The sequence below is a fragment of the Geodermatophilus sp. Leaf369 genome (assembly GCF_001424455.1).
Lineage (GTDB): Bacteria > Actinomycetota > Actinomycetes > Mycobacteriales > Geodermatophilaceae > Klenkia.
In genome coordinates this window covers 416,255-441,994 of sequence record NZ_LMQA01000001.1, presented here as the reverse complement: position 1 = coordinate 441,994, position 25,740 = coordinate 416,255, and the positions used below count along the sequence as shown (strand labels likewise).

General features: G+C 73.8%; 21 protein-coding genes, 1 tRNA gene and 1 other RNA gene. 14 read left to right on the top strand and 9 right to left on the bottom strand.

The window, feature by feature from the left end; genetic code table 11:
• Positions 1–43: 43 nt before the first annotated feature.
• Complete coding sequence (locus tag ASG36_RS02130) at positions 44–1,060, bottom strand: type IV toxin-antitoxin system AbiEi family antitoxin domain-containing protein (protein ID WP_055758848.1); 1,017 nt, start codon at positions 1,058–1,060, stop codon at positions 44–46.
• Between the two features lie 210 nt (positions 1,061–1,270).
• Entirely contained in the window at positions 1,271–4,072 is a 2,802-nt protein-coding gene (gene aceE, locus ASG36_RS02125) for a pyruvate dehydrogenase (acetyl-transferring), homodimeric type (protein WP_055758845.1), read from the bottom strand.
• A gap of 195 nt (positions 4,073–4,267) precedes the next feature.
• Here aceE and ASG36_RS21705 point away from each other — a divergent pair, with 195 nt between their 5' ends.
• The 4 genes from ASG36_RS21705 to ASG36_RS02105 all read left to right on the top strand — a co-directional run bounded on the left by ASG36_RS21705 (position 4,268) and on the right by ASG36_RS02105 (position 5,944).
• Entirely contained in the window at positions 4,268–4,789 is a 522-nt protein-coding gene (locus ASG36_RS21705; RefSeq protein WP_055758842.1) for a hypothetical protein, read from the top strand.
• Positions 4,790–4,916: 127 nt separating this feature from the next.
• A complete protein-coding gene (locus ASG36_RS02115) occupies positions 4,917–5,342 on the top strand; it encodes a DUF3052 domain-containing protein (protein WP_055758839.1) in 426 nt (141 codons plus the stop codon).
• A 34-nt stretch (positions 5,343–5,376) separates the two neighbouring features.
• A complete protein-coding gene (locus ASG36_RS02110) occupies positions 5,377–5,838 on the top strand; it encodes a peroxiredoxin (RefSeq protein WP_055758836.1) in 462 nt (153 codons plus the stop codon).
• 34 nt (positions 5,839–5,872) lie between these two features.
• Positions 5,873–5,944: transfer RNA gene (locus tag ASG36_RS02105), tRNA-Val, on the top strand.
• A gap of 213 nt (positions 5,945–6,157) precedes the next feature.
• Here the strand turns inward: ASG36_RS02105 and ASG36_RS02100 are convergent.
• A complete protein-coding gene (locus ASG36_RS02100) occupies positions 6,158–8,101 on the bottom strand; it encodes an FUSC family protein (RefSeq protein WP_055758833.1) in 1,944 nt (647 codons plus the stop codon).
• 51 nt (positions 8,102–8,152) lie between these two features.
• Between ASG36_RS02100 and ASG36_RS02095 the strand changes: the two genes are divergently transcribed.
• The 4 genes from ASG36_RS02095 (at position 8,153) to ASG36_RS02080 (ending at position 15,283) form a co-directional block, all read left to right on the top strand.
• Entirely contained in the window at positions 8,153–11,917 is a 3,765-nt protein-coding gene (locus tag ASG36_RS02095) for an ABC transporter ATP-binding protein (RefSeq protein WP_055758827.1), read from the top strand.
• 230 nt (positions 11,918–12,147) lie between these two features.
• Positions 12,148–13,398 (top strand): Nif3-like dinuclear metal center hexameric protein, encoded by a 1,251-nt coding sequence (locus tag ASG36_RS02090; protein WP_235494481.1) that lies wholly within the window; start codon positions 12,148–12,150, stop codon positions 13,396–13,398.
• Between the two features lie 53 nt (positions 13,399–13,451).
• Positions 13,452–14,192 (top strand): zinc ribbon domain-containing protein, encoded by a 741-nt coding sequence (locus ASG36_RS02085; protein ID WP_055758825.1) that lies wholly within the window; start codon positions 13,452–13,454, stop codon positions 14,190–14,192.
• Positions 14,189–15,283 (top strand): bifunctional RNase H/acid phosphatase, encoded by a 1,095-nt coding sequence (locus ASG36_RS02080; protein WP_055758821.1) that lies wholly within the window; start codon positions 14,189–14,191, stop codon positions 15,281–15,283. The genes ASG36_RS02085 and ASG36_RS02080 overlap by 4 nt, the downstream gene beginning before the upstream one ends.
• A gap of 49 nt (positions 15,284–15,332) precedes the next feature.
• Here the strand turns inward: ASG36_RS02080 and ASG36_RS02075 are convergent, their stop codons facing one another.
• Genes ASG36_RS02075 through ASG36_RS02065 form a run of 3 tightly spaced genes read right to left on the bottom strand, consistent with a single transcriptional unit; the run spans position 15,333 to position 17,820 of the window.
• Positions 15,333–16,082, bottom strand: coding sequence for an amino acid ABC transporter ATP-binding protein (locus ASG36_RS02075; protein ID WP_055758819.1), 750 nt, complete (start codon positions 16,080–16,082; stop codon positions 15,333–15,335).
• Positions 16,079–16,924, bottom strand: a complete 846-nt coding sequence (locus ASG36_RS02070) for an amino acid ABC transporter permease (RefSeq protein WP_055762205.1) — start codon at positions 16,922–16,924, stop codon at positions 16,079–16,081. Before ASG36_RS02070 ends, ASG36_RS02075 begins: the two co-directional genes overlap by 4 nt.
• A 29-nt stretch (positions 16,925–16,953) precedes the next feature.
• Positions 16,954–17,820, bottom strand: a complete 867-nt coding sequence (locus tag ASG36_RS02065; protein ID WP_055758816.1) for a transporter substrate-binding domain-containing protein — start codon at positions 17,818–17,820, stop codon at positions 16,954–16,956.
• Positions 17,821–17,943: 123 nt separating this feature from the next.
• Between ASG36_RS02065 and nadA the strand changes: the two genes are divergently transcribed.
• A complete protein-coding gene (gene nadA, locus ASG36_RS02060; RefSeq protein ID WP_055758812.1) occupies positions 17,944–18,963 on the top strand; it encodes a quinolinate synthase NadA in 1,020 nt (339 codons plus the stop codon).
• Positions 18,964–19,029: 66 nt separating this feature from the next.
• Here nadA and ASG36_RS02055 read toward each other — a convergent pair whose 3' ends face one another.
• Complete coding sequence (locus ASG36_RS02055) at positions 19,030–20,280, bottom strand: SLC13 family permease (protein ID WP_055758809.1); 1,251 nt, start codon at positions 20,278–20,280, stop codon at positions 19,030–19,032.
• The gene (locus ASG36_RS02050; RefSeq protein WP_055758806.1) at positions 20,280–21,032 is read right to left on the bottom strand and encodes a sulfite exporter TauE/SafE family protein; all 753 of its coding nucleotides are present in this window, start codon (positions 21,030–21,032) and stop codon (positions 20,280–20,282) included. The genes ASG36_RS02055 and ASG36_RS02050 overlap by 1 nt, the downstream gene beginning before the upstream one ends.
• 24 nt (positions 21,033–21,056) lie before the next feature.
• Here ASG36_RS02050 and ASG36_RS02045 point away from each other — a divergent pair, with 24 nt between their 5' ends.
• From ASG36_RS02045 to rnpB, 5 genes are all read left to right on the top strand, one after another.
• Entirely contained in the window at positions 21,057–21,410 is a 354-nt protein-coding gene (locus ASG36_RS02045) for a DoxX family protein (protein ID WP_055758803.1), read from the top strand.
• 49 nt (positions 21,411–21,459) lie between these two features.
• A complete protein-coding gene (locus tag ASG36_RS02040) occupies positions 21,460–22,989 on the top strand; it encodes an MFS transporter (RefSeq protein WP_235494480.1) in 1,530 nt (509 codons plus the stop codon).
• A gap of 19 nt (positions 22,990–23,008) precedes the next feature.
• On the top strand, positions 23,009–23,707 hold the full coding sequence (locus ASG36_RS02035) for an alpha/beta hydrolase (protein WP_055758800.1): 699 nt from the start codon (positions 23,009–23,011) through the stop codon (positions 23,705–23,707).
• Positions 23,708–23,723: 16 nt separating this feature from the next.
• The gene (locus tag ASG36_RS02030) at positions 23,724–24,443 is read left to right on the top strand and encodes a PIG-L deacetylase family protein (RefSeq protein ID WP_055758797.1); all 720 of its coding nucleotides are present in this window, start codon (positions 23,724–23,726) and stop codon (positions 24,441–24,443) included.
• 29 nt (positions 24,444–24,472) lie between these two features.
• An RNA gene (rnpB, locus tag ASG36_RS08800) (RNase P RNA component class A) lies at positions 24,473–24,875 on the top strand.
• A 6-nt stretch (positions 24,876–24,881) separates the two neighbouring features.
• On the opposite strand, the gene ASG36_RS02025 is transcribed toward rnpB, so the two are convergent.
• Positions 24,882–25,727 (bottom strand): NAD(P)H-binding protein, encoded by an 846-nt coding sequence (locus tag ASG36_RS02025; protein ID WP_055758794.1) that lies wholly within the window; start codon positions 25,725–25,727, stop codon positions 24,882–24,884.
• Positions 25,728–25,740 lie beyond the last annotated feature (13 nt).

Sequence of the window (25,740 nt, the reverse complement as noted above, 5' to 3'; positions counted from 1 at the left end):
CCAACGCTGGTGAGGACGGCGAGACGAGGGTGAGGGCGGCGGGTCAGCTCGCCCGAGCCACGCGGGGTTGCCGGCGGAGCCCGCCGTTCCAGACCTCGAGGCGGCAGTGGTCGGAGGGACGTCCCCCTCGGGCGAGGAGCTCACGGAACCGCTCGACCTTGTGCGGCAGCGGCGCGAACAGGTCAGCCGGCTTGAGGCGGACGCCCAGGAGGTCGAGGTCCAGCATCTCGTCGTGGCGGATCTTCTCCGCCCAGATCACCTCAGCGGGAGTGCGATCGCCCCACGGGTCCTCGACCTTCACCCTGCCGTCGCAGTCACCGAAGACCGGGGTGCCCTCGAACAGGAAGTCCAGGACCCCGACGAGCCGGGAGCCGCGCCACACGGCGACCTGCAGCAGGGGCTCGGGGAGCCCGGCGCCCACGACGGCCAGGCGACTGCGTGTCTCGTGCGGGGAGTGCGCCCCCACCCGAGCGGCTCCGAGTGCCCGCGCGGTCTTCCCCGCACCGACCCAGTGGCTCTGCGACATGGCTGCGGCCGTCAGCTCGGCGCGGGTGCAGCGCCCGTCGGCGAGGGCGTCGTCCGCGGCGACGACGGTGTCGACGAACGACCAACCGCGGCCGACGTCGGCCAGCGTGCGGGTCAGGGTCGTGACGGGCAGTCCGTCCACGACCGTGGTCTCCGACGGCGGGACCGGCGCTTCGAGGACCCGGTAGCCGCGACCGGTGCGGTACTGCTCGGGGTCGGTGAGCCAGACCTGCTGGTCGACGTCGCCCGGCAGGACCAGACCGTGCAGCCTCGCCGCCGACGTGTGGCTGATGACCGACTGGGGCCGTTCCAGCCGCCGCAGGACGGCCGCGCACTCCAGGTGGTGCGTCGTCCCCCGAGCGGCGTGCAGGTCCCACACCCGCGGGAGCGTCATCACGCCGTGCCGGATCCGGTGCAGTGAGCCCTGGCGGAGCAACGGGCCGATGGCGTTGCGGTCCACCCCACTGGCGAGTGCGTCAGCGGTGGCGAACACGCCGTGGTGGCGCCGCAGGGCGGCGAGCAGTCTCGGGTTCATGCCCGGACCTTCGAGCTGCTCTGAGGTGGGCTGCGCCACCGCGGGCGATCTGTGGGCGGCACCCCCGCGTGTGGACGACGGGGAGCGGGTGGGCGCCCGGTGTGATCCGTGTCGTCCTCACCAACGACTCGCCGCCCTCACCAGTGTTGGTGAGGGCGGCGAGAGTTGGATCAGGTCACCTGATCCACGCTGGGGGCAGCGCGAGGTGGGTCAGGTGGCCGGGGTGTCCTGGGACTCGTCGACCGGGGCGGCCTCGACCTCGGTGGTCTTGTACTTCTCCACCGCCGAGACGACGACGGAGCGGTCGATCTCGCCGCGGTTGGCCAGCTCGGCCAGGACGCGGACGACGATGGACTCGGCGTCGACCCGGAAGTGCCGGCGCAGGGCCGGGCGGGTGTCGGAGAGACCGAACCCGTCGGTGCCCAGGGAGACCATGCCGGGGACGTAGGGCGTGATGAGGTCCGGTACGGCCTTCATCCAGTCCGACACCGCCACGACCGGGCCCGGGGCGTCGGCGAGCGCGCGGGTCACGTAGGGCACCCGCTGCTCCTCGGCCGGGTGGTCGTGGTTCCACGCGTCGGCCTCGACGGCGTCGCGGCGCAGCTCGGTCCACGAGGTCACCGACCAGACGTCGGCCGAGACCCCCCAGTCCTGGGCGAGGAGCTCCTGGGCCCGCTGGGCCCACGGGACGCCGACGCCGGAGGCCAGGATCTGGGCCTTCTTCGCGTCGTCGATCCACGGGCCCTGGCTGAGCCGGTACAGACCGGCCAGCAGACCGGAGACGTCCAGGTCCTCGGGCTCGGCCGGCTGCCGGTAGGCCTCGTTGTAGACCGTCAGGTAGTAGAAGACGTTCGGGCTGCGGTCCCCACCGAGGGGGGCACCCGGGTCCTCCCCGTACATCCGGGCCAGGCCGTCCTTGACGATGTGCCCGACCTCGTAGCTGAACGCGGGGTCGTAGGTGACGACGGCGGGGTTGGTCGCGGCCAGGAGCAGCGAGTGCCCGTCCTCGTGCTGCAGGCCCTCGCCGTTCAGCGTCGTCCGGCCGGCGGTGGCACCGAGGGCGAACCCGCGGGTCATCTGGTCGGCAGCGGCCCAGAAGGCGTCACCGGTCCGCTGGAAGCCGAACATCGAGTAGAAGATGTAGAGCGGGATCATCGGCTCGCCGTGCGTGGCGTAGGAGGACCCGACGGCGGTGAACGACGCGGTGGAACCCGCCTCGTTGATGCCCTCGTGGAGGATCACCCCCGACTCGGACTCCTTGTAGGCCAGCATCAGCTCGCGGTCCACCGAGGTGTAGCGCTGGCCGTGCGGGGAGTAGATCTTCTGCGAGGAGAAGAGGCTGTCCATCCCGAAGGTGCGGGCCTCGTCGGGGATGATCGGCACGAAGCGCGGGCCGAGCTCGGGGTCCTTGAGCAGCTCCTTGAGCAGCCGGACGAACGCCATGGTGGTGGCGACCTCCTGCTTGCCCGAGCCCCGCTTGAGGACGTCGAACGCCTTCTCCTCGGGGGCCTTCAGCGCCTTGGCCGAGGACCGCCGGCGCGGTACCGAGCCACCGAGCTGACGACGCCGCTCGAGCATGTACTGCATCTCGTCGGAGTCCTCGGCCGGCTTGTAGTACGGCGGCAGGGTCTTGTCGAGGGCCTCGTCGGGGATCGGCAGGTACAGCCGGTCGCGGAAGTTCGCGAGGTCCTCGGCGGTCAGCTTCTTCATCTGGTGCGTGGAGTTGCGGCCCTCGAAGTGGCTGCCCAGCGTCCAGCCCTTGATGGTCTTGGCGAGGATGACCGTGGGCTGGCCCTTGTGCTCCAGGGCGGCCTTGTAGGCGGCGTAGACCTTGCGGTAGTCGTGGCCACCGCGCTGCAGGGCCCAGACCTCGTCGTCGGTCATGCCCTCGACCAGCTTGCGGGTGCGGGGGTCGCGGCCGAAGAAGTGCTCGCGAACGAAGGCGCCGTCCTCGGCCTTGTAGGTCTGGTAGTCGCCGTCCGGCGTCTGGTTCATCAGGTTGACCAGTGCGCCGTCGCGGTCGGCGGCCAGCAGCTTGTCCCAGCCGCGGCCCCAGACCACCTTCAGCACGTTCCAGCCGGCGCCGCGGAAGAAGGACTCCAGCTCCTGGATGACCTTGCCGTTGCCGCGGACCGGGCCGTCGAGGCGCTGCAGGTTGCAGTTGATGACGAAGGTGAGGTTGTCCAGCTCCTCGCGGGCGGCGATGCCGATCGCGCCGAGGGACTCGGGCTCGTCCATCTCGCCGTCGCCCAGGAACGCCCAGACGTGCTGGTCGGAGGTGTCGGCGATGCCGCGCCCGTGCAGGTAGCGGTTGTAGCGGGCCTGGTAGATCGCGTTGATCGGGCCCAGGCCCATCGACACGGTCGGGAACTCCCAGAAGTCCGGCATCAGCCGGGGGTGCGGGTAGGACGACAGCCCGCCGCCGGGGTGGCTGACCTCCTGGCGGAAGCCGTCGAGCTGGTGCTCGGTCAGCCGGCCCTCGAGGTAGGCGCGGGCGTAGATGCCGGGGGAGGCGTGGCCCTGGAACCAGATGTGGTCGCCGCCGCCGGGGTGGTCCTTGCCCTTGAAGAAGTGGTTGAAGCCGACCTCGTACAGCGACGCGGAGGAGGCGTAGGAGGAGATGTGGCCGCCGACGGCGACGCCCGGGCGCTGCGCCCGGTGCACCATGATCGCGGCGTTCCAGCGGATGTAGGCGCGGATCCGGCGCTCGACGTCCTCGTCGCCCGGGAACCACGGCTCCCGCTCCGGCGGGATCGAGTTGATGTAGTCGGTGCTGCGCAGGGCGGGGACGCCGACCTGCTGCTCCCGGCTGCGCTCCAGCATGCGGAGCATCAGGTAGCGGGCACGGCCCTTGCCGGCGTTGTCGACGACGGCGTCGAAGGACTCGAGCCACTCACCGGTCTCGTCCGGGTCGTTGTCGATCAACTGGCTCGGCAGGCCGTCGGTGATGACCGCGCGGGGGGTGCCGATCTCGCGGGCGGGGTCTCCGTCCGACTGCTGCGTGGCGCTCATGGGACACATCGTCTCCTGTCGCTCCCGCGCACGTCACGCCGCCTCGCCTGACAGGGCCTTTCGTCCGCAGTGGTCACGGCGAGGACGTCCTCACGACGGGCCGGTCGTCGGCGTGGCGGTCACCTACTGTGACCCGGAACCGGACCGTCTCGGGTGCGGACGACGGGGCCGTGGGCGGCCCGGGACGGGGGCCGCGTGGGCCGGACCAGGGTGCTGCTGACCGGTGGGCTCGCGGTGGGCCTGCTCGGCCTGACCGGTTGCACGAGCACGGTGCCGGGCACGGCCACCGCAGCAGGGACGACGACGAGCAGCTCGCCGTCCAGCCCGTCCTCGTCGTCCAGCTCGTCGGCGCCGTCGTCCTCGTCCTCGCCCTCCCCGACCATCGCCGACGAGGACCTCGACGAGACCCTCGTCTGCGTCCTCCTCAACCTGGGGTTCATCGACGCCAACAGCCAGTACCTCGACTGGCAGGCAGCCACCGCCGCCGGCACCCCGCCGCCGGTGCCCACCGAGCAGGTCGCCGCGACGCTCGACCAGGCGGTGGCCGACAACCAGGGCTCGGTCGCCGAGGCCCGCGAGGGCGCCGTCCGCACCGCCGGGCAGGCCGTCCTGGACCAGGCCACCGCGCTGGCCGCGGCCATGCGCGCCGGGGGCGGCCTCGACGCGTCCGCGCTGGGCGCGGCCTTCGACCAACTGGACGCCGCGTGCCCGGACTGAGCAGGCTCGGCTACCGCTGGGGCGCTCCGTCGGACACACTGACGCACCGACCCGGGCGCGTCGCGGCACAGCGACGCACCCCGGACACACGCAACGGGTTCACTGAGCACATGGAGGACGAGCAGGGATGAGCGTCGACTCGGGCAGCGCCAGCATGGCGGCCCGGCTGGGGATCAAGTCGGGCATGGTCGTGCAGGAGCTCGGCTGGGACGAGGACGCCGACGAGGACCTGCGCGACTCCGTCGTGGACGTCTCCGGCGGCGAGATGGTCGACGAGGACTCCGACGAGGTGGCCGACGTCGTCCTGCTGTGGTGGCGCGAGGAGGACGGCGACCTCATCGACGCCCTCGTGGACTCGCTGGCCTCCCTCGCCGACGAGGGCGTCGTGTGGCTGCTGACCCCCAAGTCCGGCCGCGCCGGACACGTCGAGCCCGGGGACGTCACCGAGGCCGCACCCACCGCCGGACTCCAGCAGACCAGCAGCATCTCCGCGGCCAAGGAGTGGGCCGGCATCCGCCTGGTCACCCCCAAGGCCGCCCGCTCCAAGCGCTGACCCACGGCAGGGGCTCGTGCGGCAGGATCGCCGCATGAGCCTCTCCGTCGGTGACACCGCCCCCGACTTCACGCTGCCCGACTCCGACCGCCAGCCCTTCACGCTGTCCGAGCACCGCGGCAGCCCGGTGCTCGTGGTCTTCTACCCGTTCGCCTTCTCCGGCATCTGCACCGGCGAGCTGTGCCAGCTGCGCGACGACCTCGCCACCTACACCGACGCCGGCGTCACCGTCGTCGCCGTCTCCTGCGACCCGGCTCCCACGCTCAAGGCGTGGAAGGACGAGCAGGGCTTCGACTTCCCGCTGCTCAGCGACTTCTGGCCGCACGGCGAGGTCGCGAAGGCCTACGACGCGTTCTTCGACGTCGCCGGCATGGCCAACCGCGGCACCTTCCTCGTCGACGCCGACGGGAAGATCGCCTTCACCGAGGTCAACGGCCCCGGCGACGCCCGCGCCCAGACCGGCTGGAAGGACGCCGTCGCCGCGCTGGCCTCCTGAACACCGACGGCCCCGCTACGGTGGGGCCGCTCCCGGGCGCGTAGCTCAGCGGTAGAGCTCTCGCCTTACAAGCGAGCGGTCGCAGGTTCGAACCCTGTCGCGCCCACTGGTTGATCGGTCGGCCTCCGGCCTCCAACCGCGCCCAGGATGCGGTGCGGGCTGCGTAGAGCTGCCCCTGCGCTCCTCGGGGAGGACTTCGTCCCCCCGCTCGTCGCGCCCGCTCGCCTCCGGCTCGGGGTCCGCTGCTGTCTGGTCGCCTCGAGTCGTCCTTCGGGGGGACCCTGCGGGCCCCCCGCTCACGACGACGGCCCTCCGGGCCCTAGTGGTCGCGATGGGCTGGGGTGGTCTGGCGGATCAGCCTGCGGGCGCTGTCGACTTCTCTGGCCACGGGTTCCAGGACGCCGTCGGCGTGGATCTCGGCGTCGTCGGGGAAGAGGTGGAGGCGGAGGTCGTCGGAGAGCTCGCGGATGGAGCGGCGGAGGACGTCGACCTGGCCCTTCGGGGGGATCTCGGCGCCGGCGCGCATCGCGATCACCGCCTCGGTCACCGCGTCCGAGGTGCGCTCCAGCTGCACGATCACCGGGTACCAGGCCGCGGCCCGGGTGCTGATCGGCGGCGGCTCGGCCAACCGGCGCTGCAGCTGGGTCTGCAGCTCGGTCAACGCCCGGTAGCTGGCCCGGCGGGCGCGCCGGGTCGCCTCCGGGGTGTCCCCGAACGCCGCCGCGACGAAGCGGTCCAACGCCGTCGCCGCGCCCCGCAGGGCGTCGTCCAGCGGGGCCTGCCACGTGCCGGGCCACAGCAGGTAGCCGAACACCAGCACGATCGCGCAGCCGATCAGGGTGTCCACCAGCCGGGCGCCCACCAGACCCGAGCTGCTCGGCGCCGCCAGGTCCAGCAGCATCAGCACCAACGGGGTCAGGAAGACCGAGAACAGGCCGAAGTTCGCGTTGCGCGCCCACGGCAGCACCGCCGCCGAGACCGCCATGGCCACCAGCACCCACTCCCGGCCGGGCAGCACCGCCAGCAGCGCCGAGCCCAGCAGCACCCCCAGGACCGTGCCCACCCCGCGCTGCACCGCCCGGGTGAACACCGACCCGAAGTCCGGCTTCAGCACGATCGCCACGGTCAGCAGCACCCAGTACGGCCGCTCGATCGGCAGCAGCTGGCGCGCGGCCTCCGCCACCACCATGCACAGCGTCAGCCGGACGACGAAGGCCCTCGAGTCGGCGTTGCCGTAGGTCCGGTCGGCCAGGTCGTGCGCCCGCACCCGCCAGCCCAGGTGCTGCCGGACGACGGCCGCCCGGGCCCGCTCCTCCGGGTCGCCCACCACCCGCCACACCAACCGCACCCCGTGCCGCACCGCGCGCCGCGTCGTGGGGCCCTCCTCCAGCGCCGGGGGCTGCTCCCCGACCAGCGGACGGCGGGTGCCGACCGCCGCGGCCAGGGCGTGCGTGGCCGTCACGTCCGCCGGGTCGGCGGCCACCCCGGCGCGCGCCGAGGCCACCGCGCCCTCGACCAGGGGAGCCGCGGCGTTCAGCAGCCCGGCGAGCTCGGCCAGTTCCCGGCTGCGCCCCGCCGACGTGCTCCGGCTGTGGATCACCCGGTCGTAGCCGGTGTTCAGCGCCTCGGTGAGCGTGCGTCGAGCGTCGTCGGTGCGGGGGGTGCCGACCGCAGCCAGCAGGTCGCCCAGGGCGGTGAACACCGCCCCGACCGCGCCCCGGTCGGGGTCGGTCTGCTCGGTGCGGGCCTGGACCAGCACCGGCAGGGTCGCCCAGACCGCACCCAGCAGGAAGAACCCGATCTCCACCCCGGGCGACAGCGTGGTCACCAGCCCCGAGGACAGCGCCGTGTAGACCAGCAGCTGCAGGGCCCCCAGGCTGAGCGCCGCGTCGATCGAGCTGATCAGCGCTGCCAGCGCGGACAGCACCCCGATGACCACGAGCGGCTGCCAGCCCTCGCCGGAGGCGAACTCCCCGGCCAGCAGCCCGACCGCCCCGAACCCGACGGCCGCCACGATCCGGCGCAGCTTCGTGCGCAGCGGACCGGCCTGGGGGGCCAGCGTCGTGGCCAGCGCCCCCGTGGTGCCGAAGACGCCCGCGCCGAGCAGGGCGGGGTCGCTCAGCCCGCCGAGCAGGAGCACGAGGACCAACGGCCCGGGGATCGTGACGGCGAACCGGACGACGTCGCGCCAGGGGACGGCGGGACTGCTGGTGCGCACCAGCTCCTCCAGCCAGGCCGGCGCGTGCAACCCCCTGTCCGCCACCAGCGCAGCTTCCCACCCGGGAGTGTCAGACCCCCGGCGCACACTGGTGACGTGCCGCCCACCGACCTCCAGACCCGTCCCGGAGCGGCACCCCCGGCCGAGATCGTCGCCCCTCCCGCCGAGACCGGGGGCTGGCTGCGCCGGCTCACCGGCTACTGCCTGCGCCACCGGGGCGACCTGGTCGGTGCCTTCGCCGCCGCGCTCCTCGGCTCGGTCATCGCCGCCGGGGTGCCGCTGGTGGTCCGCGCCGTCGTCGACGACGTGGTCGCCGGGGGCACCGGGTCGGTCGCGGCCTACGTCTGGCTGCTGGTCGCGGCCGGTGCGGTGCGCTTCGGCGCCGGGTTCGTGCGCCGCTTCCTGGCCGGGCGACTGAGCCTGGACGTGCAGTACGACATGCGCAACGACGTCGCGACGGCGCTGTCCCGCCTCGACGGCCCGGCCCAGGACCGGCTGCAGACCGGGCAGGTGGTCAGCCGGTCGATCTCCGACGTGACCCTGGTCCAGGGCCTGCTCGCCTTCCTGCCCAACCTGGCCGGCAACGCGCTGCTCTTCGTCGCCTCGATCGTGGTGATGGCCTGGCTGTCCCCGCTGCTCACCCTGGTCGCGCTCGCCGTGGGCCCGGCGCTGTGGTGGCTGGCGCTGCGCTCGCGCCGCGACCTCTTCCCGGCCAACTGGGCGGCCCAGCAGCAGGCCGGGGCGGTCGCCGGGGACGTCGAGGCCGCGGTCACCGGTGTGCGGGTGGTCAAGGGCTTCGGCCAGGAGGACCGCGAGCTCGACCGGCTCGACGGCGCCACCCGGCGGCTCTTCGGCGCCCGGATGCGGGTCGTCCGGTTCACTTCCCGCTACAACCCGGCGCTGCAGGCGGTGCCCGCGCTGGGTCAGGTCGGCGTGCTGGGGTTCGGCGGCTGGCTGGCGCTGGAGGGCCAGATCAGCCTGGGCACCTTCCTGGCCTTCGCCACCTACCTCGCCGCGCTGGTCTCCCCGGTCCGCCAGCTCGCCGCCGTCCTGGTCATCGGCCAGCAGGCCCGGGCCGGCGTGGAGCGGGTGCTGGAGATCGTCGACACCCGCCCCGTGCTCACCTCGGGCACCGCACCGGTGCCGGCCGGCCCGTTGTCGGTCGAGCTCGACGACGTCACGTTCGCCTTCGGGGACGGCGACCCGGTGCTGTCGGGGGTGTCGCTGGCCGTCCGGCCGGGGGAGACCCTGGCGCTGGTCGGCACCGCGGGCTCGGGCAAGTCCAGCGTGGTCACGCTGCTGCCCCGGTTCTACGACCCGACCGGCGGCACGGTGCGGGTCGGCGGGGTCGACGTCCGGGAGCTGGACACCGAGGCGTTGCGTGGGGCGCTCGGCGTGGTCTTCGAGGACAGCTTCCTGTTCTCCGACACCGTCCGCGCCAACATCGCCTTCGGTCGGCCCGACGCCTCCGACGCCGAGGTGCAGGCCGCGGCTCGGGCCGCCCAGGCCGACGGGTTCATCGCCGAGCTGCCGCTGGGCTACGACAGCGTGGTCGGTGAGCAGGGGCTCACGCTGTCCGGCGGGCAGCGCCAGCGCGTGGCCCTGGCCCGGGCCCTGCTCACCGACCCGCGGGTGCTCGTGCTCGACGACGCCACCTCCGCCGTCGACGCCGCGGTCGAGGCCCGCATCCACACCGCGCTGCGCACCGGCGCGCACGGCTCGGCCAGCCGCACCACGCTGCTGGTCGCCCACCGTGGGTCCACCCTCGCGCTGGCCGACCGGGTGGCGGTGCTCGACGCCGGCCGGGTGGTCGACGTCGGCACGGCGGCCGAGCTCGAGCTGCGCTGCCCGCTGTACCGGCTGCTGCTGTCCGGGCGCACCGAGGGCGGCGAGCCCGAACCCGAGGCCGTCCCCACCGGCACCGACCCGGCGGCCTGGCCCGATGTCGCCCAGGACGTCACGGCACGGGAGGTGCAGGGCCCGGCGGACTCCATCGGCGGACGCGGCTCGGCCCAGGCGGCCGCGGCGCCGACGCCGGGCCTGCGGGCCCTGGTCGCCGCACTGCCGCCCACCGACGACGACCCCGAGGTGCCGGCCGAGCGGGCCCGCGCCGCGGACCCCGGCTTCACCCTGGGCAGCCTGCTCAAGCCGTTCCGCTGGGTGCTCGCGGTGGCCCTGCTGCTCACCGGGGCCGACGCGGTCGCCCAGATCGCGGTGCCGGCCCTGGTCCGCAGCGGCATCGACGACGGGGTCTCCGGCGGGTCGCTGAGCGCGCTGCTGGTGATCACCGGCATCGCGCTGGCCGTCGTGCTGGCCGACTGGGCGGTGACGATCGGCTCCACCTGGCTGACCGGCCGCACCGGTGAGCGGCTGCTCTACACGCTGCGGGTCAAGACCTTCGCCCAGCTCCAGCGGCTGGGGCTGGACTACTACGAGCGCGAGCTCGGCGGCCGGATCATGACCCGGATGACCACCGACGTCGACGCGTTGTCGGCGTTCCTGCAGACCGGGTTGACCACCGCGGTGGTCAGCGTGCTGACCCTGGTCGGGGTGCTGGTCGCCCTGGTGCTCCTGGACGGCGAGCTCGCCCTGGTGCTGGTGGCCACCCTGCCGGTGCTCCTGGTGACCACGATCTGGTTCCGCGCGCGCTCGGTGCCGGCCTACACCGAGGCCCGGGAGCGGGTCAGCGCCGTCAACGCACGGCTGCAGGAGGACGTCGCGGGCGTCCGGGTCACCCAGGCCTCGGTGCGCACCGACCTCTCGCTGGCGGTCTTCCGGGAACGGGCGAAGGCCTACCGCGACGTGCGGCTGCGGGCCCAGCGCTACATCGCCACCTACTTCCCGTTCGTGGAGTTCCTCTCCGAGATCGCCGTCGCCGCGGTGCTCGTGGTGGGTGCTGCCCGGCTGTCGTCGGGGACGATCACCGCCGGTGTCCTGGTGGCCTTCCTGCTCTACGTGGGCACGTTCTTCTCACCCGTCCAGTCGCTGTCCCAGGTCTTCGACAGCTACCAGCAGGCAGCCGTGGGTCTCCGCCGGTTGCGCGACCTGCTGCGCACCCCGACGTCCACCCCGGCCGCCGCCGACCCCCGCCCGGTCGGCCGGCTGCGCGGTGAGGTCCGCCTCGACGGCGTCACGTTCGCCTACGCCGGGGCCGACACCCCGGCGCTGCGCGACGTCTCGCTGACCATCGCACCGGGGGAGACCGTCGCGCTGGTGGGGGAGACCGGGGCCGGCAAGTCCACCGTGGTCAAGCTGATCGCCCGCTTCTACGACCCCACCGCGGGCAGCGTCCGGGTCGACGGCGCGGACCTCCGCGAACTCGACCTGCTCGGCTACCGGGCCCGGCTGGGGGTGGTGCCCCAGGAGGCGTACCTCTTCGAGGGGACGGTCCGGGACGCCGTGGCCTACGGCCGACCCGGGGCGACCGACGCCGAGGTCGAGGCCGCCGCCCGCGCCGTCGGGGCGCACGCGATGGTCGCCGCCCTGCCGCAGGGCTACCGCACCCGGGTGGGCGAGCGGGGCCGGTCGCTGTCGGCCGGCCAACGCCAGCTGCTGGCCCTGGCCCGGGCCGAGCTGGTCGACCCCGACGTGCTGCTGTTCGACGAGGCCACCGCGTCGCTGGACCTGGCCACCGAGGCCGCGGTCAACCGGGCTGCCGACGCGCTGGCCCAACGGCGCACCACCGTCGTGGTCGCCCACCGGCTGACCACCGCGGCCCGCGCCGACCGGGTCGTGGTCCTCGACCACGGCCGGGTCGTGCAGGTCGGCCCGCACGCCGAGCTGGTGAGGGTGGAGGGCCCGTACGCGGTGCTCTGGGCCGCCTTCTCCGCCAGCGAGGACGACGACCCGTTGATGGACTGAGTGCGCCGCCGGGGCCCGGGCGACACGTCGGTCACCGTGGATCGCGGACGGTGAGGTCACCCACAACCGGAGTGCGCGACACGCACCCGTCCAGGAGGCGTCCGGCGCGCGAACACGGGGAGATGACCACCGCCCGCCGTGAACCCGCTGAGAGCCACCCCACCCCGGGGAGGGCAGACCGACACGTCATGACGAGCCGAGCCCAGCTCGCTCACCTACAGTCCGGTCCTGTGGCACTCCCGGCGCACGAAGGCGCGCACTCCGACCCGTTGGCGACGGTCCGTGAGCTCCCGCTCCCGGGCGCGCCGCTGAGCGAGGTGGTCGCGGCGCTGGACGCGCGGTACGACCCGGCCCTGGCCGAGAGCTGGGACGCCGTCGGTCTGGTCTGCGGTGACCCCGCCGAGGCCGTCCACTCGGTGCTCTTCGCCGTCGACCCGACCGACGCGGTCGTGGACGAGGCCATCGAGGCCGGGGTCGACCTGGTCGTCACCCACCACCCGCTGCTGCTGACCCCGGTGCACGGCGTGCCCGCCGACGACCCCAAGGGCCGCATCGTCCACCGGCTCATCCGGGCCGGGATCGGGCTCTTCGTCGCCCACACCAACGCCGACCGGGCCGCCGACCACGGCGTCAACGACGCGCTGGCCTCCGCCCTGGGCGTGGCCAACGCCGTCCCGCTGGAGTCCGTCGCCGCACCGCTGACCGACACCCTCGTGGTGTTCGCCCCCGTCGAGGAGGGCGACCGGCTCGTCGACGCGCTCTCCGCGGCCGGCGCCGGCGTGATCGGCGACTACACGCGGTGCGCCTGGCAGACCACCGGCACCGGGACCTTCATCCCCGGCAACGAGACCAACCCGGCGATCGGCACGCACGGCACCCTCGAGCGCGTCCCGGAGACCCGGCTGGAGATGGTCGTGCCCCGTGCGGCCCGCGCCGAGGTGCTGCGGGCGCTGCACGAGTGGCACCCCTACGAGGACCCGGGCTACGCGGTCTTCGAGAACTCCTCCACCCCCACCCGGGCGGGCCTGGGCCGGGTCGGCGAGCTGACCCACCCGATCACGCTGCGCGAGTTCGCCGAGCGGGCCGCCGCCGTGCTCCCCGCCACCGCCGCAGGCGTGCGGGTCGCCGGTGACCCCGACCGGGTCATCCGCACGGTCGCCCTCTGCGGAGGCAGCGGCGGGTCGCTCATCGACACCGCGCGGGCCGCCGGCGCCGATGTCTTCCTCACCAGCGACCTCAAGCACCACCCGGTCGTCGACGCCGGCGAGGTGCCGGGCCCGGCCCTGGTCGAGGTCGCGCACTACGCGACGGAGTACCCGTGGCTGCCGGTGGCCGCCGACGTCCTGTACCGGGACCTCGGCGCCCGCGTCGAGGTCACGGTCTCCCGGCGGCGCACCGACCCGTGGACGATGCACGTGTCCCAGCAGGTCGCCGAGGTGCCGGCTCCCGGCGTCTACGCCGCCTCCGACACCGCCGACTGACCCTCCGGTCGGAGGCGGTACGGCACGCCCTCCGCCGCGGGTAGGTTGGACGGGTGCAGGCCGACCACTTCGACCAGCAGAAGCTGCTGGCACTCGCCGCGGAGGACGTCGCGCTCGCGCAACTCGCCCACCGCCGGCGCACCCTTCCCGAACACGCTGCCGTCGCCGAGGCAGAGGACGCCCAACGGGCCTTCTCCGCCGACGTGGTGCGCGCGCAGACCGAGGTCCGTGACCTCGACCGCGAGCAGAAGCGGCTGGAGGCCGACGTCGACACCGTGCGGGCCCGGTCGGCCCGCGACCAGCAGAAGCTGGACTCCGGGGCGGCCTCGCCCAAGGAGATGACCAGCCTGCAGCAGGAGATGGAGTCCCTCGCCCGGCGCCAGGGCGACCTGGAGGACCAGGTCCTCGAGCTGATGGAGCGCCGGGAGGCCTTCGACGCCACGCTGGCGACGGCCCAGACCGGTCTCGACGGCGCCCGGGCCCAGCAGGACGAGGCCGAGGGCCGCCGCGACGCCGTGCTGGCCGAGATCACCGAGGGCGAGCAGGAGCACGGCGCCAAGCGCGAGGAGATCGCCGGCACCGTCAGCGCCCCGCTGCTGGCGCTGTACGAGCGCGTCCGCACGCAGACCGGGGGCACCGGGGCGGCTGCGTTGCACGCCCGCCGCTGCGAGGGGTGCCGGATCGAGCTCTACGGGACCGAGCTGGCCGCGGCCCGCAACGCCGACCCGCACACCGTGCTGCGCTGCGAGAACTGCAACCGGATCCTGGTCCGCACCGCCGAGTCCGGTCTGTGAGCCGCCGGCTCGTCATCGAGGCAGACGGCGGGTCCCGGGGCAACCCCGGTCCGGCCGGCTACGGCGCCCTGGTGAAGGACGCCGACACCGGGCGGCTGCTGGCCGAGCGGGCCGCGTCGGTCGGCCGCGCCACCAACAACGTCGCCGAGTACGGCGGTCTGGTCGCGGGACTCGAGGCCGCGTTGGGCATCGACCCGACCGCGACCGTCGAGGTGCGGATGGACTCCAAGCTCGTCGTCGAGCAGATGTCGGGCCGCTGGCAGATCAAGCACCCGGACATGAAGAAGCTCGCGGTGCAGGCCCGCGACCTGGCCCGGCAGCTCGCCCAGGTGCGCTACACCTGGATCCCGCGCGCGCAGAACTCCGCCGCCGACGCGTTGGCGAACTCCGCGATGGACGGCAAGCCGGTGCACCGCGACCTCGGGACCGACGCGGTCGCCGTCGAGGAGCCCGCGGCCCCGGCCGGCCCCCCGCCGCCGGTGGTCACCACCACCACGCTGCTGCTGCGGCACGGCCGGACGGCGCACACCCCCGAGCGTCGGTTCAGTGGCAGCAGCGACCTGGACCTGTCGGACCTGGGCCGGGCCGATGCCGCCGCCGCCGCGCAGGCGATGGTGGGTCGCGGCATCGAGGCGATCGTGTCCTCGCCGCTCAAGCGCTGCCGGCAGACCGCCGGCGCCGTCGCCGAGGTGCTCGACACGGGCATCGAGGTCGACCGCGACCTGCGCGAGTTGGACTTCGGTGGCTGGGAGGGGATGACCGGCACCGAGGCGCTGGCGGCCAACCCGCTGGCCTTCCGGCGCTGGCGCACCGCGCTCGACGTCCGCCCGCCCGGTGGGGAGTCGATCGTCGACGTGTCCACCCGGGTCGCCGCGGCCCGCGCCCGCATCCTCGAGCGGCACGCCGGGAAGACCGTGCTGATCGTCAGCCACGTGACGCCGATCAAGCTGATGCTCGCCGCCGGCCTGGGCGTGGGCGACGAGGTCGTCTACAAGGTCTTCCTGGAGGCCGCGTCGCTCTCCACGGTCACGTGGGGCACCGACGGCTCGTCGTCCGTCCGCCTGGTCAACGACACGTCGCACCTGGCCTGACGAGAAGCGCCCTTCTCGTCAGCCGTGCTGACGAGAAGGGCGCTTCTCGTCAGAGGCGGCCGGCGTCGATGACGCGGGAGAGGAACTGGCGTGTGCGGGCCTCGACGGGCTCGCCCAGCACCTGCTCGGGCGGGCCGGACTCCAGGATCACGCCGTCGGACAGGAAGCAGACGGTGTCGGCGACCTGCTTGGCGAAGCCCATCTCGTGGGTCGCCATCACGATGGTCATGCCCTGTGCGGCGACCTCCCGGACCACCCGCAGCACCTCACCGACCAGCTCGGGGTCCAGCGCCGAGGTGATCTCGTCCAGCAGCAGCACCCGGGGGCGCACCGCCAGGGCCCGGGCGATGGCCACCCGCTGCTGCTGACCGCCCGACAGCCGGTCCGGGTACTCCCCGGCCTTGTCGGCCAGCCCGATCCGCTCCAGCAGGCCGAGTGCCTCCTCGCGGGCGTCGGCCTTGGAGCGGCCGTGCACGCGCACCGGGGCCAGGGTCACGTTGTCCAGCACGGTCATGTGCGGGAACAGGTTGAACGCCTGGAAGACGACGCCGAGGCGGCGGCGGACGGCGTCGGCGTCCACCCGGGGGTCGGTGACGTCCTCGCCGTCGAGCAGCACCTGGCCGTCGTCCACGGTCTCCAGCAACGAGGTGCAGCGCAGCAGGGTGGACTTGCCCGACCCCGAGCCGCCGATGAGGGCCACCACCTGGTGCTCGCCGACGGCGAGGTCCACGCCCCGCAGCACCACGTTGTCGCCGAACGCCTTGACCACGCCGCGGACGTCGAGCACGGGCTGACTCACAACACAGATCCTGACTGCTGACGACGACGGGCCCGGGCGGCGACGCCGTCGGCGATCCGGGCCGAGGGGACGGCGAGCAGCACGAAGAGCAGCCCGGCGACCACGTAGGGCGTGAAGTTGAAGGTCTGCCCGACGATGATCTGCGCCTGGCGGACCGCGTCGATCGCGCCGAGCACCGAGATCAGCCCGACGTCCTTCTGCAGGGCGACGAAGTCGTTGAGCAGCGCGGGGGTCACGTTGCGGACGGCCTGGGGCAGCACCACGATCCGCATCGACTGCCGGTGCGAGAGGCCCAGCGAGCGGGCGGCGGCGCGCTGGCTGGGGTGCACCGACTCGATCCCGGCGCGGAACACCTCGGCGACGTAGGCCGAGTAGGTCAGCACGATCGCCGTCGTACCCAGCACGAAGGGGGAGGTGGGCAGCCCCTGCAGCTGCAGCGCCGGGAAGCCAAATCCCACCAGGTACAGCGTGATGATCAGCGGCATGCCGCGGAACAGGTCGACGTAGCCGGTGGCCAGGATGCGCAGCGGGGCGAACGCCGGGCCGCGCAACGTGCGCAGGACCGCGATGCCGAGGCCCAGCACCAGCACGCACAGCCCGCCGACGACGAGCACCTGCACGTTGAGCCACAGGCCCTGCAGGATCTCGGGGAAGGAGTCTCGGGCGACGTCCAGGGAGAAGAACGTGGCCTGCACCCGGGGCCAGCCCGGGGACCGGGTGACGACGAGGTAGGCGACGACGAAGAAGACCAGCGTCGAGCCCAGCGCCACCAGGGTGGACCGCCGGGAACGGCGGGCCCGGAAGGCCCGCCGTCCCCGTTCGAGCTCCGAGGGCGCCGGCATGCCCGGCGCCCCGCCGGTGACGGTGGCGGTCAGTTCAGGACCGGTGCGTCGGCGGCCTGGGACAGCCACTGGTCCTGCAGGTCGGCCAGCGTGCCGTCGGCCTCCAGGGCGTCCACGGCCTGGCTGACGCAGTCGGTCAGCGGGGAGTCCTTGGCCAGCAGCAGCCCGAACTGGTCGCCGCTCTCGCCGGAGTCGGCGACCTGGCCGACGATCACGCCGTCGTCCAGCTCCGCGCTGGTGATGAAGAAGGCGGTGGGCAGGTCGACGACGATCGCGTCGACCTGGCCGTTCTGCAGCGCGAGCTTGGCGTCGTCGTTGGTGTTGAACACGACCGGGTCGGTGGTCGGGTCGATGACGTCGGTCAGCACGGTGAGGCTGGTGGTGGCCACCTGGGCGCCGAGGCGCAGGTCCTGCAGGTCGGCCAGGCTGGTCGCGCCGTCGGCCGCGGAGCCCGCGGTGGTGATCACGGCCTGGGTGGCGGTGTAGTACGGCGAGGAGAAGTCCACGGCCTGACGGCGCTCGTCGTTGATCGTGAACTGGTTGATGTCGAAGTCGAAGGACTTGTCCCCGGGGGAGATCGCGGTGTTGAACTGCACCCGCGTCCACTCGACCTGGTCCTCGGTGTAGCCCAGCTGCTCGGCGACCGCGTAGGCCACCGCGGACTCGTAGCCCTCGCCGTTCGTCGGGTCGTCGTCGACCATCCACGGCTCGTAGGCCGGCTGGTCGGTGGCGATGGTGAGCGTGTCGTCGGCGACGGTGTCCAGGTCGGCCGGGGCGCAAGAGCCGCCGCCGCTGCTGCCGGACGCGCCGGCGTCGGAGGACTCCTGGGGGGCGCAGGCGGTGACCGCCAGGGCGGTGGTGGCGAGCACGGCGAGAGCGAGCGGGCGACGGCGCATGAGGTCCTCAAGAGCTTGAGCATCGGGGGAACGCGCAGATCGTAAGGGCAGGCTGGGCACCGGCGGTCGGCGGCGACGGGGGATCATGGTCACCGTCAGCGCCGTCGACCCCCGGGAGCTCCCATGACGATCGCCCCAGCCGCCCCCATCGGTGACGAGCGGACGCTGTCCCCGGCGCAGTACGAGGAGTGGGCCGCCGAGGTCCGCCGGCTGGCCGACGAGCGCGGCGCCGTCGTCCTGGCGCACAACTACCAGGTGCCCGAGATCCAGGACGTCGCCCACCACACCGGTGACTCGCTCTACCTGTCCCGGGTCGCCGCCGAGACCGACGCCCGCGAGATCGTCTTCTGCGGCGTCCACTTCATGGCCGAGACCGCCAAGATCCTGTCCCCGGACAAGACCGTGCTGCTGCCCGACCTCGACGCCGGCTGCTCGCTGGCGGACTCGATCACCGCCGACCAGCTGCGCGAGTGGAAGGCCGAGCACCCCGGCGCCGTCGTCGTCAGCTACGTGAACACCACCGCCGCGGTCAAGGCCGAGACCGACGTCTGCTGCACCAGCTCCAACGCCGCCGACGTCATCCGCTCGATCCCCGAGGACCGCGAGATCCTCTTCTGCCCCGACCAGTTCCTCGGCGCGCACGTCAAGCGGGTCACCGGTCGGCGGAACATCCACATCTGGGCCGGGGAGTGCCACGTGCACGCGGGCATCTCACCCTCCGACGTCCGCTCGCAGATCGCCGCCCACCCCGACGCGGAGATCCTGGTGCACCCCGAGTGCGGCTGCACCACCTCGGTGCTGGACCTGGTCAGCAACGGCGACCTGCCCGCCGACCGCACCCGGGTGCTGTCCACCGGGGGCATGGCCGAGGCCGCCCAGGCGACGACGGCCAAGCAGGTGCTGGTGGCCACCGAGATCGGAATCCTGCACCAGCTGCGCAACCTCAACAGCGTCACCGAGTTCCTGCCGATGAACTCCCGCGCCGCCTGCCGCTACATGAAGATGATCACCCCGGCCAAGCTGCTGCGGACCCTGCAGACGGGGAGCGGCGCGATCGAGGTGCCGACGGAGATCGCGACGAAGGCCCGCCGGGCGGTGGAGGCGATGATCGCCATCGGCGACCCCGGCCGCGGCGGCGAATGACGAAGCAACCTCTGCACCCCCTGACGAGCCGCCCAGGGGGTGCAGAGGTTCCTTTGTCAGGGGGTGTCAGACCTGGAGGGCGGCCCAGAGGGCGACGGTGGCCAGCACCAGGGTGAGCGGCACCGTGGCCAGGCCGACCAGGCTGAACCTCGCCGGGCTGGGGGACTCCTCGCCGGTGGCGGCGAAGACCCGGCGCCACAGCAGGTTGGCCAGCGACCCGACGTAGGTGAGGTTGGGGCCCACGTTGACCCCGATGAGGACGGCGAGCAGCGTCGGCGGGCCACCCACCGCGGCGGCCGGCAGCAGGGCGAGGGTGGCCGGCAGGTTGTTGAGCAGGTTGGCGACGACGGCGGAGACCGCGGCGACGGCCAGCAGGGCCAGCAGGCTCTCGCCGTCCGGCAGCACGGCGGTGAGCAGCCGCTCGAGGCCGTTGAGCTGCAGGCCCAGCACGATGACCGCCAGGCCGAACACGAAGAGCGCGAACGGCAGGTTGGCCGCGGCGAGCAGGTCGGCGTGGCGGGTGCGCCGGGTGGCCAGCTGCTTGCCGGCCAGCACGAGCACCCCGAGCAGCGCCGGCCAGACGGGGGAGAGGTCGACCAGCGAGGAGACCCCGAACCCGATCACGGTGAGGACGACGACGGCCAGCGCGAGGCGGGGTGTCGGCGGGACGTCGTGCACCGGCTCGCCCACCGGGACCCGCAGGTCGGCCCGGAACAGCCAGCGCAGCACCACGTACTCGACCAGCACGGCGACCACCCAGGGCCCGGCCATCAGCGCGGTGAAGTGCAGGAACGTCAGCCCGGTCGCGGCGAAGGCGAGCAGGTTGGTCAGGTTCGACACCGGCATCAGCAGCGAGGCCGAGTTGGCCAGGTGCCCGGCGGCGTAGGCGTGCGGGCGGGCCGGCACCCGCATCCGGGCGGCGGTGGCCAGCACGACCGGGGTGAGCAGCACGACGGTCGCGTCGAGGCTGAGCACGGCGGTGACGACGGCGGACAGCGCGACCACCCGCACCAGCAGGCCCTGCGACGAGCGGCCGGCCCGGCGGGCGGTCACCGCGGCCGACCAGGAGAACAGGCCCTCCCGGTCGGCCAGGTCGCTCAACAGCAGGATCACCACGAGGAAGCCGACCGTGGGGGCGATCTCCCGCACGGTGGCCTCGGCGTCGGGCCAGCCGACCACGCCGAGCACCGCCAGCAGCAGCGCGCCGGGGACGGCGACGGCGGCACCGGGCAGCCGGGGCGAGTCGACGACGGCCGCGACCAGGGAGGCCACGAGCAGCACACCGGCGACCAGGAGGGCCACCACGTCCACGTCCATCAACGGAGGAAGAGGTAGGCCGCGACGGCGACGCCGAAGACCACGATGAACACCCGCAGCGGGGTGGTCGGGATCCTGGAGGCGACCCGGGCACCGAGGAAGCCCCCGACCAGCGCGGCCGGGGCGCAGACGGCGACCAGCAGCCAGTCGACGGGGCCGAAGAAGCCGAAGACCACCACCGTGGTGCTGGCGGTGACCAGGGCGAGCAGGCTCTTGACCGCGTTGGCCAGCTTCAGCCGGCCCAGCCCGATGGCCAGCACCGCGGTGAGGATGACGCCGAGCGCGCCGCCGAAGTAGCCGCCGTAGACGCAGGCCAGGAACACCACGACGTAGAGCCACAGCGGGTCGCGGCGCTCGCCGTCGGTCTCCCGGGCCTTGAGGCGCTGGGTGAGGAGCGGCTGCAGCCCGATGAGCAGGCTGGCCAACAGCACCAGCACCGGCACGATCGTGTCGAAGGCGCTCGAGGGGGTGGTCAGCAGCAGGATGCTGCCCGCCGTCCCGCCCAGGGTGGCGACCACCGACATCGCGACCAGCCGCCGGCGCTGGCCGGCGTAGTGGTCCCGGAAGCCGATGACCGCGCCGAGGTACCCCGGCCACTGGGCGACGGAGTTGGTGACGTTGGCGGCCACCGTGGGCAGGCCGAGCGCGACCAGGGTGGGGAACAGGATCAGGGAGCCACCGCCGGCGATGGAGTTGATCCCACCGGCCAGCAGGGCGACCCCCGCAGCGATGAGCAGGTCGACGACGGACACGAGCGGCGAGCCTACGGTTCCCGCATGGGGATCGACGTGCGCGCAGCGGGACTGGCCGTGGCTCTGGGTGGTTCGGGGGTGCTGCACCTGGTCCGGCCCCGGACGTTCACGTGGATGGTGCCGCCGGAGCTGGGTCCCGGGCGGCCCTGGGTGACCGGCAGCGGGGTGGCCGAGCTGGCCACCGCCGCGCTGCTCGCCGTCCCCGGCACGCGGTCGGTGGGCGGCTGGGCCGCCGCCGGCCTGCTCGCCGCCTTCCTCCCGGCGCACCTGCACACCCTCCGGGTCACCTCCGGCCGGGCCCGGGCCGTCGCCGCGGCGCGGATCCCGTTCCAGGCCCCGATGATCGCCACGGCGCTCCGGGTGGCCCGCGGGGTGTGACCAGCGCCGCTTCCGCAGGCGGAGAGGTTGGGGTGAGCAACTGCCGGGCATGACCGGCGCCATGCGCAAGTGGTGGCCGCTCGTCGCGGTCTGTGCCGGCACGTTCATGCTCCTCATCGACGTCACGATCGTGAACGTCGCTCTGCCGGACATCGCGACGTCCCTGGGCACCTCGTTCGACCAGCTCCAGTGGGTGGTCGACGTCTACGCCCTGGCCCTGGCCGCCCTCGTGCTCGGTGCCGGGTCGCTGGCCGACCTGTACGGGCGCAAGAAGCTCTACCTCGGCGGGCTGACGCTCTTCGCGGTCAGCTCGCTGGCCTGCGGCCTCGCCCCGAACGCCGAGCTGCTCATCGCGGCCCGCGCGGTGCAGGGCATCGGTGCCGCCGCCATGTTCAGCACCACGATCGCGCTGCTGAACGCGATCTACCGCGGCCGCGACCGGGGGACGGCGTTCGGCATCTGGGGCGCCGTCGTCGGCGCAGCCGCCGCGGCCGGCCCGATCCTGGGCGGGCTGCTCACCGAGCTGTCCTGGCGGTGGATCTTCCTGGTCAACCTGCCGGTGACGCTGTTCGCCGTGCTGCTGACCCTCAAGGTGGTCGAGGAGTCCAAGCAGTCCGGCGCCCCGCACCCCGACGTCCCCGGCATCGCCACCTTCACCCTGGGTGCCGGCGCGATCGTCTACGGCCTGGTCGAGGCCGCCGCCAACGGCTGGGCCGACCTCGGCTCCTGGGGCCCGATCGTCGCCGGGTTCGTCGTCCTCGCCGGCTGGGTGGTCATCGAGCTGCGCCGCGAGGCCCCGATGCTCGACCTCCGGCTGTTCCGCACCACCCGGTTCACCGGCATCATGATCGGCTCGCTGCTGCTCAACCTGGCCGCGTTCGCCAACTCGATCTACCTGTCGCTGTGGCTGCAGTCGATCCTCGGCCTCAGCCCGCTGCAGGCCGGTGCGGTCTTCATCCCGCTGTCGGCAGTCAGCTTCGTCGCCGCCGCGGTCGCCGGGAAGAAGCTCACCGACCGGTCCCCGCGGGTCGTGCTGGCCGTCGGCCTGGCGATCATCGGTGCCGGGGCGCTCCTGATGGCCCGGGTCGACGGGGGAGCGAGCTGGGGGATCCTCGTCCCCGGGCTCGCCGTGCTGGGCCTGGGTGTCGGCATCTGCAACCCGGTGGTCACCTCCGCGGCGCTGGCCTCGGTGCCCCGCGAGCGCAGCGGGATGGCCTCCGGTGCGGTGAACACCGCCCGCCAGCTGGGCTTCGCCGTGGGGGTCGCCGTCCTCGGGTCGGTGTTCGCAGCCGGCACCACGCGCGCGCTGACCGAGGCCGGCGCCGACGACCCGACCGGGACGGCGTCCGCGCTGTCCGGTGGGCAGGCCCAGCAGGTGATCGGCTCGGCCCCCGCCGATGCCCGCGGGGGGCTCACCGAGCTGCTGTCGGCTGCCTACGCCGACGGCCTGCGCGACGTGCTGCTGGTCGCCGGTGCCGCCGGGCTGGTCGGCGCCGTGCTGGTCGCCCTGCTGGTGCGCGGGCCGAGCCCGCAGACCGAGTCACCCGCCCCCGAGCGCGCGGAGGCCGTCCGCAGCTGAGCCGGGCCATGATGGCCCGATGAGGGACGTCGTGCTGGTCCACGGTGCGTGGCACGGGGCGTGGAGCTGGCGGCGGGTGCTGCCGCTGCTCTGGGCCGGGGGTGCGCGCGCGGTCACCGTGTCGTTGAGCGGGGTGGGGGAGCGGCCCGGGGTCACCGGGGTGACGCTGCAGACCCACGTGGACGACGTCGTCGCCGTCGTCCGGGCCGAGGAGTGCCGGGGGGCCGTGCTCGTCGCGCACAGCTACGCCGGGGTGCCGGTGACCGCCGCCGCCGACGTGCTCGGGGACGCCGTCGGCCCGCTGGTCTACGTCGACGCCGTGCTGCCCGAGCCGGGGGAGTGCTGGTCGTCGCTCAGCCCGCCCGACACGAAGGCGGAACAGCGCACCCAGATCGCGGCCGACGGGGTGCTGCCCGCACCGCCCGCGACGGTCTTCGGGCTCACCGGGGACGACGCCGCCTGGGTGGACCGCCGGCAGACGACCCACCCCGGCGGGGTCTACGACGACCCGGTGCACTTCGACGCCGCGCGGTGGTCGGCCCGCCCGCGCACCTACGTCAGCTGCACGGCCCCGCCGCTGGCCAGCATCGACCCGTCGCGGGCCCGGGTGGCCGGGCAGCCCGGGTGGTCGATGGTGGAGCTGGCCACCGGGCACGACCCGATGATCAGCGCGCCCGGGGAGCTGGCCGCCGTCCTGCTCGACGTCGCCCGGAGCTGAGGACCAGACTCCGGGCATGCCTGCCCCGTTCCCCACCGACTGGTCCCGCGCGCTCGTGGTCGCCGCGCACCCCGACGACATCGAGTACGGGGTGGCCGCCGCCGTCGCCGTGTGGACCGCGGCCGGCAAGGAGGTGCACTACCTGCTGGCCACCCGCGGGGAGGCCGGGATCGCCGGGATGCCCCCGGCCGAGGCCGGGCCGCTGCGCGAGGAGGAGGAACGCCGCTCTGCCGCCGTCGTCGGGGTGACCGAGGTGGAGTTCCTGGACCACCGCGACGGCACCCTGGTCGAGGGCCCGGCGCTGCGGCGCGACCTGGCCGCAGCGATCCGCCGGCACCGCCCCGAGCTGGTGGTCACCCTGCACGGCGCGGACACCTGGACCGGACCCGACGTCACGCCGGCCGCCTGGAACTCCGCGGACCACCGGGCGCTGTCCCGCTCGGTGCTGGACGCCGTCGCCGACGCCGGAAACGAGTGGATCTTCCCGGAGCTGACCGAGGAGCCGTGGTCGGGCGCGGAGTACGTCGCGGTGCAGACCATCGGCGACCCGCCGCACGTCGTGGACGTCGCCGACGGCGTGGAGCTCGCCGTCGCCTCCCTCACCGAGCACCGCCGGTACCTGGAGGTGCTCGCGCCGGACGTACCGGTCGAGGAGCAGGCGCGGCAGGTGGTCGACCAGGCCACGCTCACCGAGGACGGCGACCGGCGGGTCGGGTTCCGGCTCTTCTGGGGCTGAGTCACCGGTAGGCTGCCCAGCACGACGGACGAGTCGGCTGGGCGGCCGCGTGGCGCGGGGGAGACCCCGGGTCCCGAGGAACGTCCGGGCTCCACAGGGCAGGGTGGTCGTCAACAGCGACCCGGGGCGACCCGCGGGACAGTGCCACAGAGAACAGACCGCCAGTGCTCGCACTGGTAAGGGTGAAACGGCGGTGTAAGAGACCACCGCACACCGGGTGACCGGTGTGGCTCGGTAAACCCCACCCGGAGCAAGGTCAGGAAGGTGCGGCGGCTCGCCGCCGCACTGCGGAGGCGTTCGAGGGCTGCCCGCCCGAGCCTCCGGGTAGACCGCTCGAGCCTGCGGGCAACCGCAGGCCTAGATGGATGGCCGCCCATCGGGAGGCCGTGAGGCACCCGGGGACAGAACCCGGCGTACAGGCCGACTCGTCCGTCGCCCTCAGCCCGCCAGCTGGTCGCGCACCGTGCGCGGCTCCCGGCCGATCAATTGACCCAGCAGCGGGTCCGTGCCGGCGAAGAAGCCCTGCTCGGCCGCCTCGTACATGCCCAGCGTGAAGCGGGCCACGCCCTCCGGGCGACCCGCGGCCAGCTGCCCGGCGAGCCACGCGTCCCTGCCCACGACTGCGAGCTCCACCGGACTCCCCGACACCTCGGCGGCCGTGCGGGCGACGTCGGCGAACGTGGGGGCGGCGCCGGCGGTCATCGTGACCGGGCCGTCGTACCCGCCGCCGGCGGCCAGCACGACGGCGGCGGCCTCGGCGGCGTCGTCGCGGGCGGTCCAGGAGACGGGGCCCTCCACCGGGACCGTGACGACCCCGGTCTCCCGCCACGGTCCGGCCAGCCAGTCCAGGCTGTGCGCGTAGAAGCCGTTGCGCAGCGACGTCCAGGCCAGCCCGGACTGCTCCAGCAGGTCCTCGGTGGCCGCGTGCACGCGGGCCGGGGCGAAGGGCGAGCCGGCGGCGGCGCCCTGGTGGCTGGTGTACAGCACCCGCCCGACGCCGGCGGCCACCGCGGCGTCCACGGCCGCCCGGTGCAGCGCCACGGCGTCGGCGCCCGGGTCGTTGGAGGACACCAGCAGCACCTGGTCGGCCCCGGCGAAGGCCGCGCGCAGGGCAGCCGGGTCCTCGTAGCCCGCCTGTCGGACGGCGACACCCCGCTCGGCGAAGCGCTGGGCCCGGTCGGGGTCGCGGACGGCGACGGCGACCTGCTCGGCCGGCACCCGCTCCAGCAGGTGGTCGACGGTGGCGCCGTTGAGCGCGCCGGTGGCCCCGGTGACGACGATCATGGAGTGCTCCTCG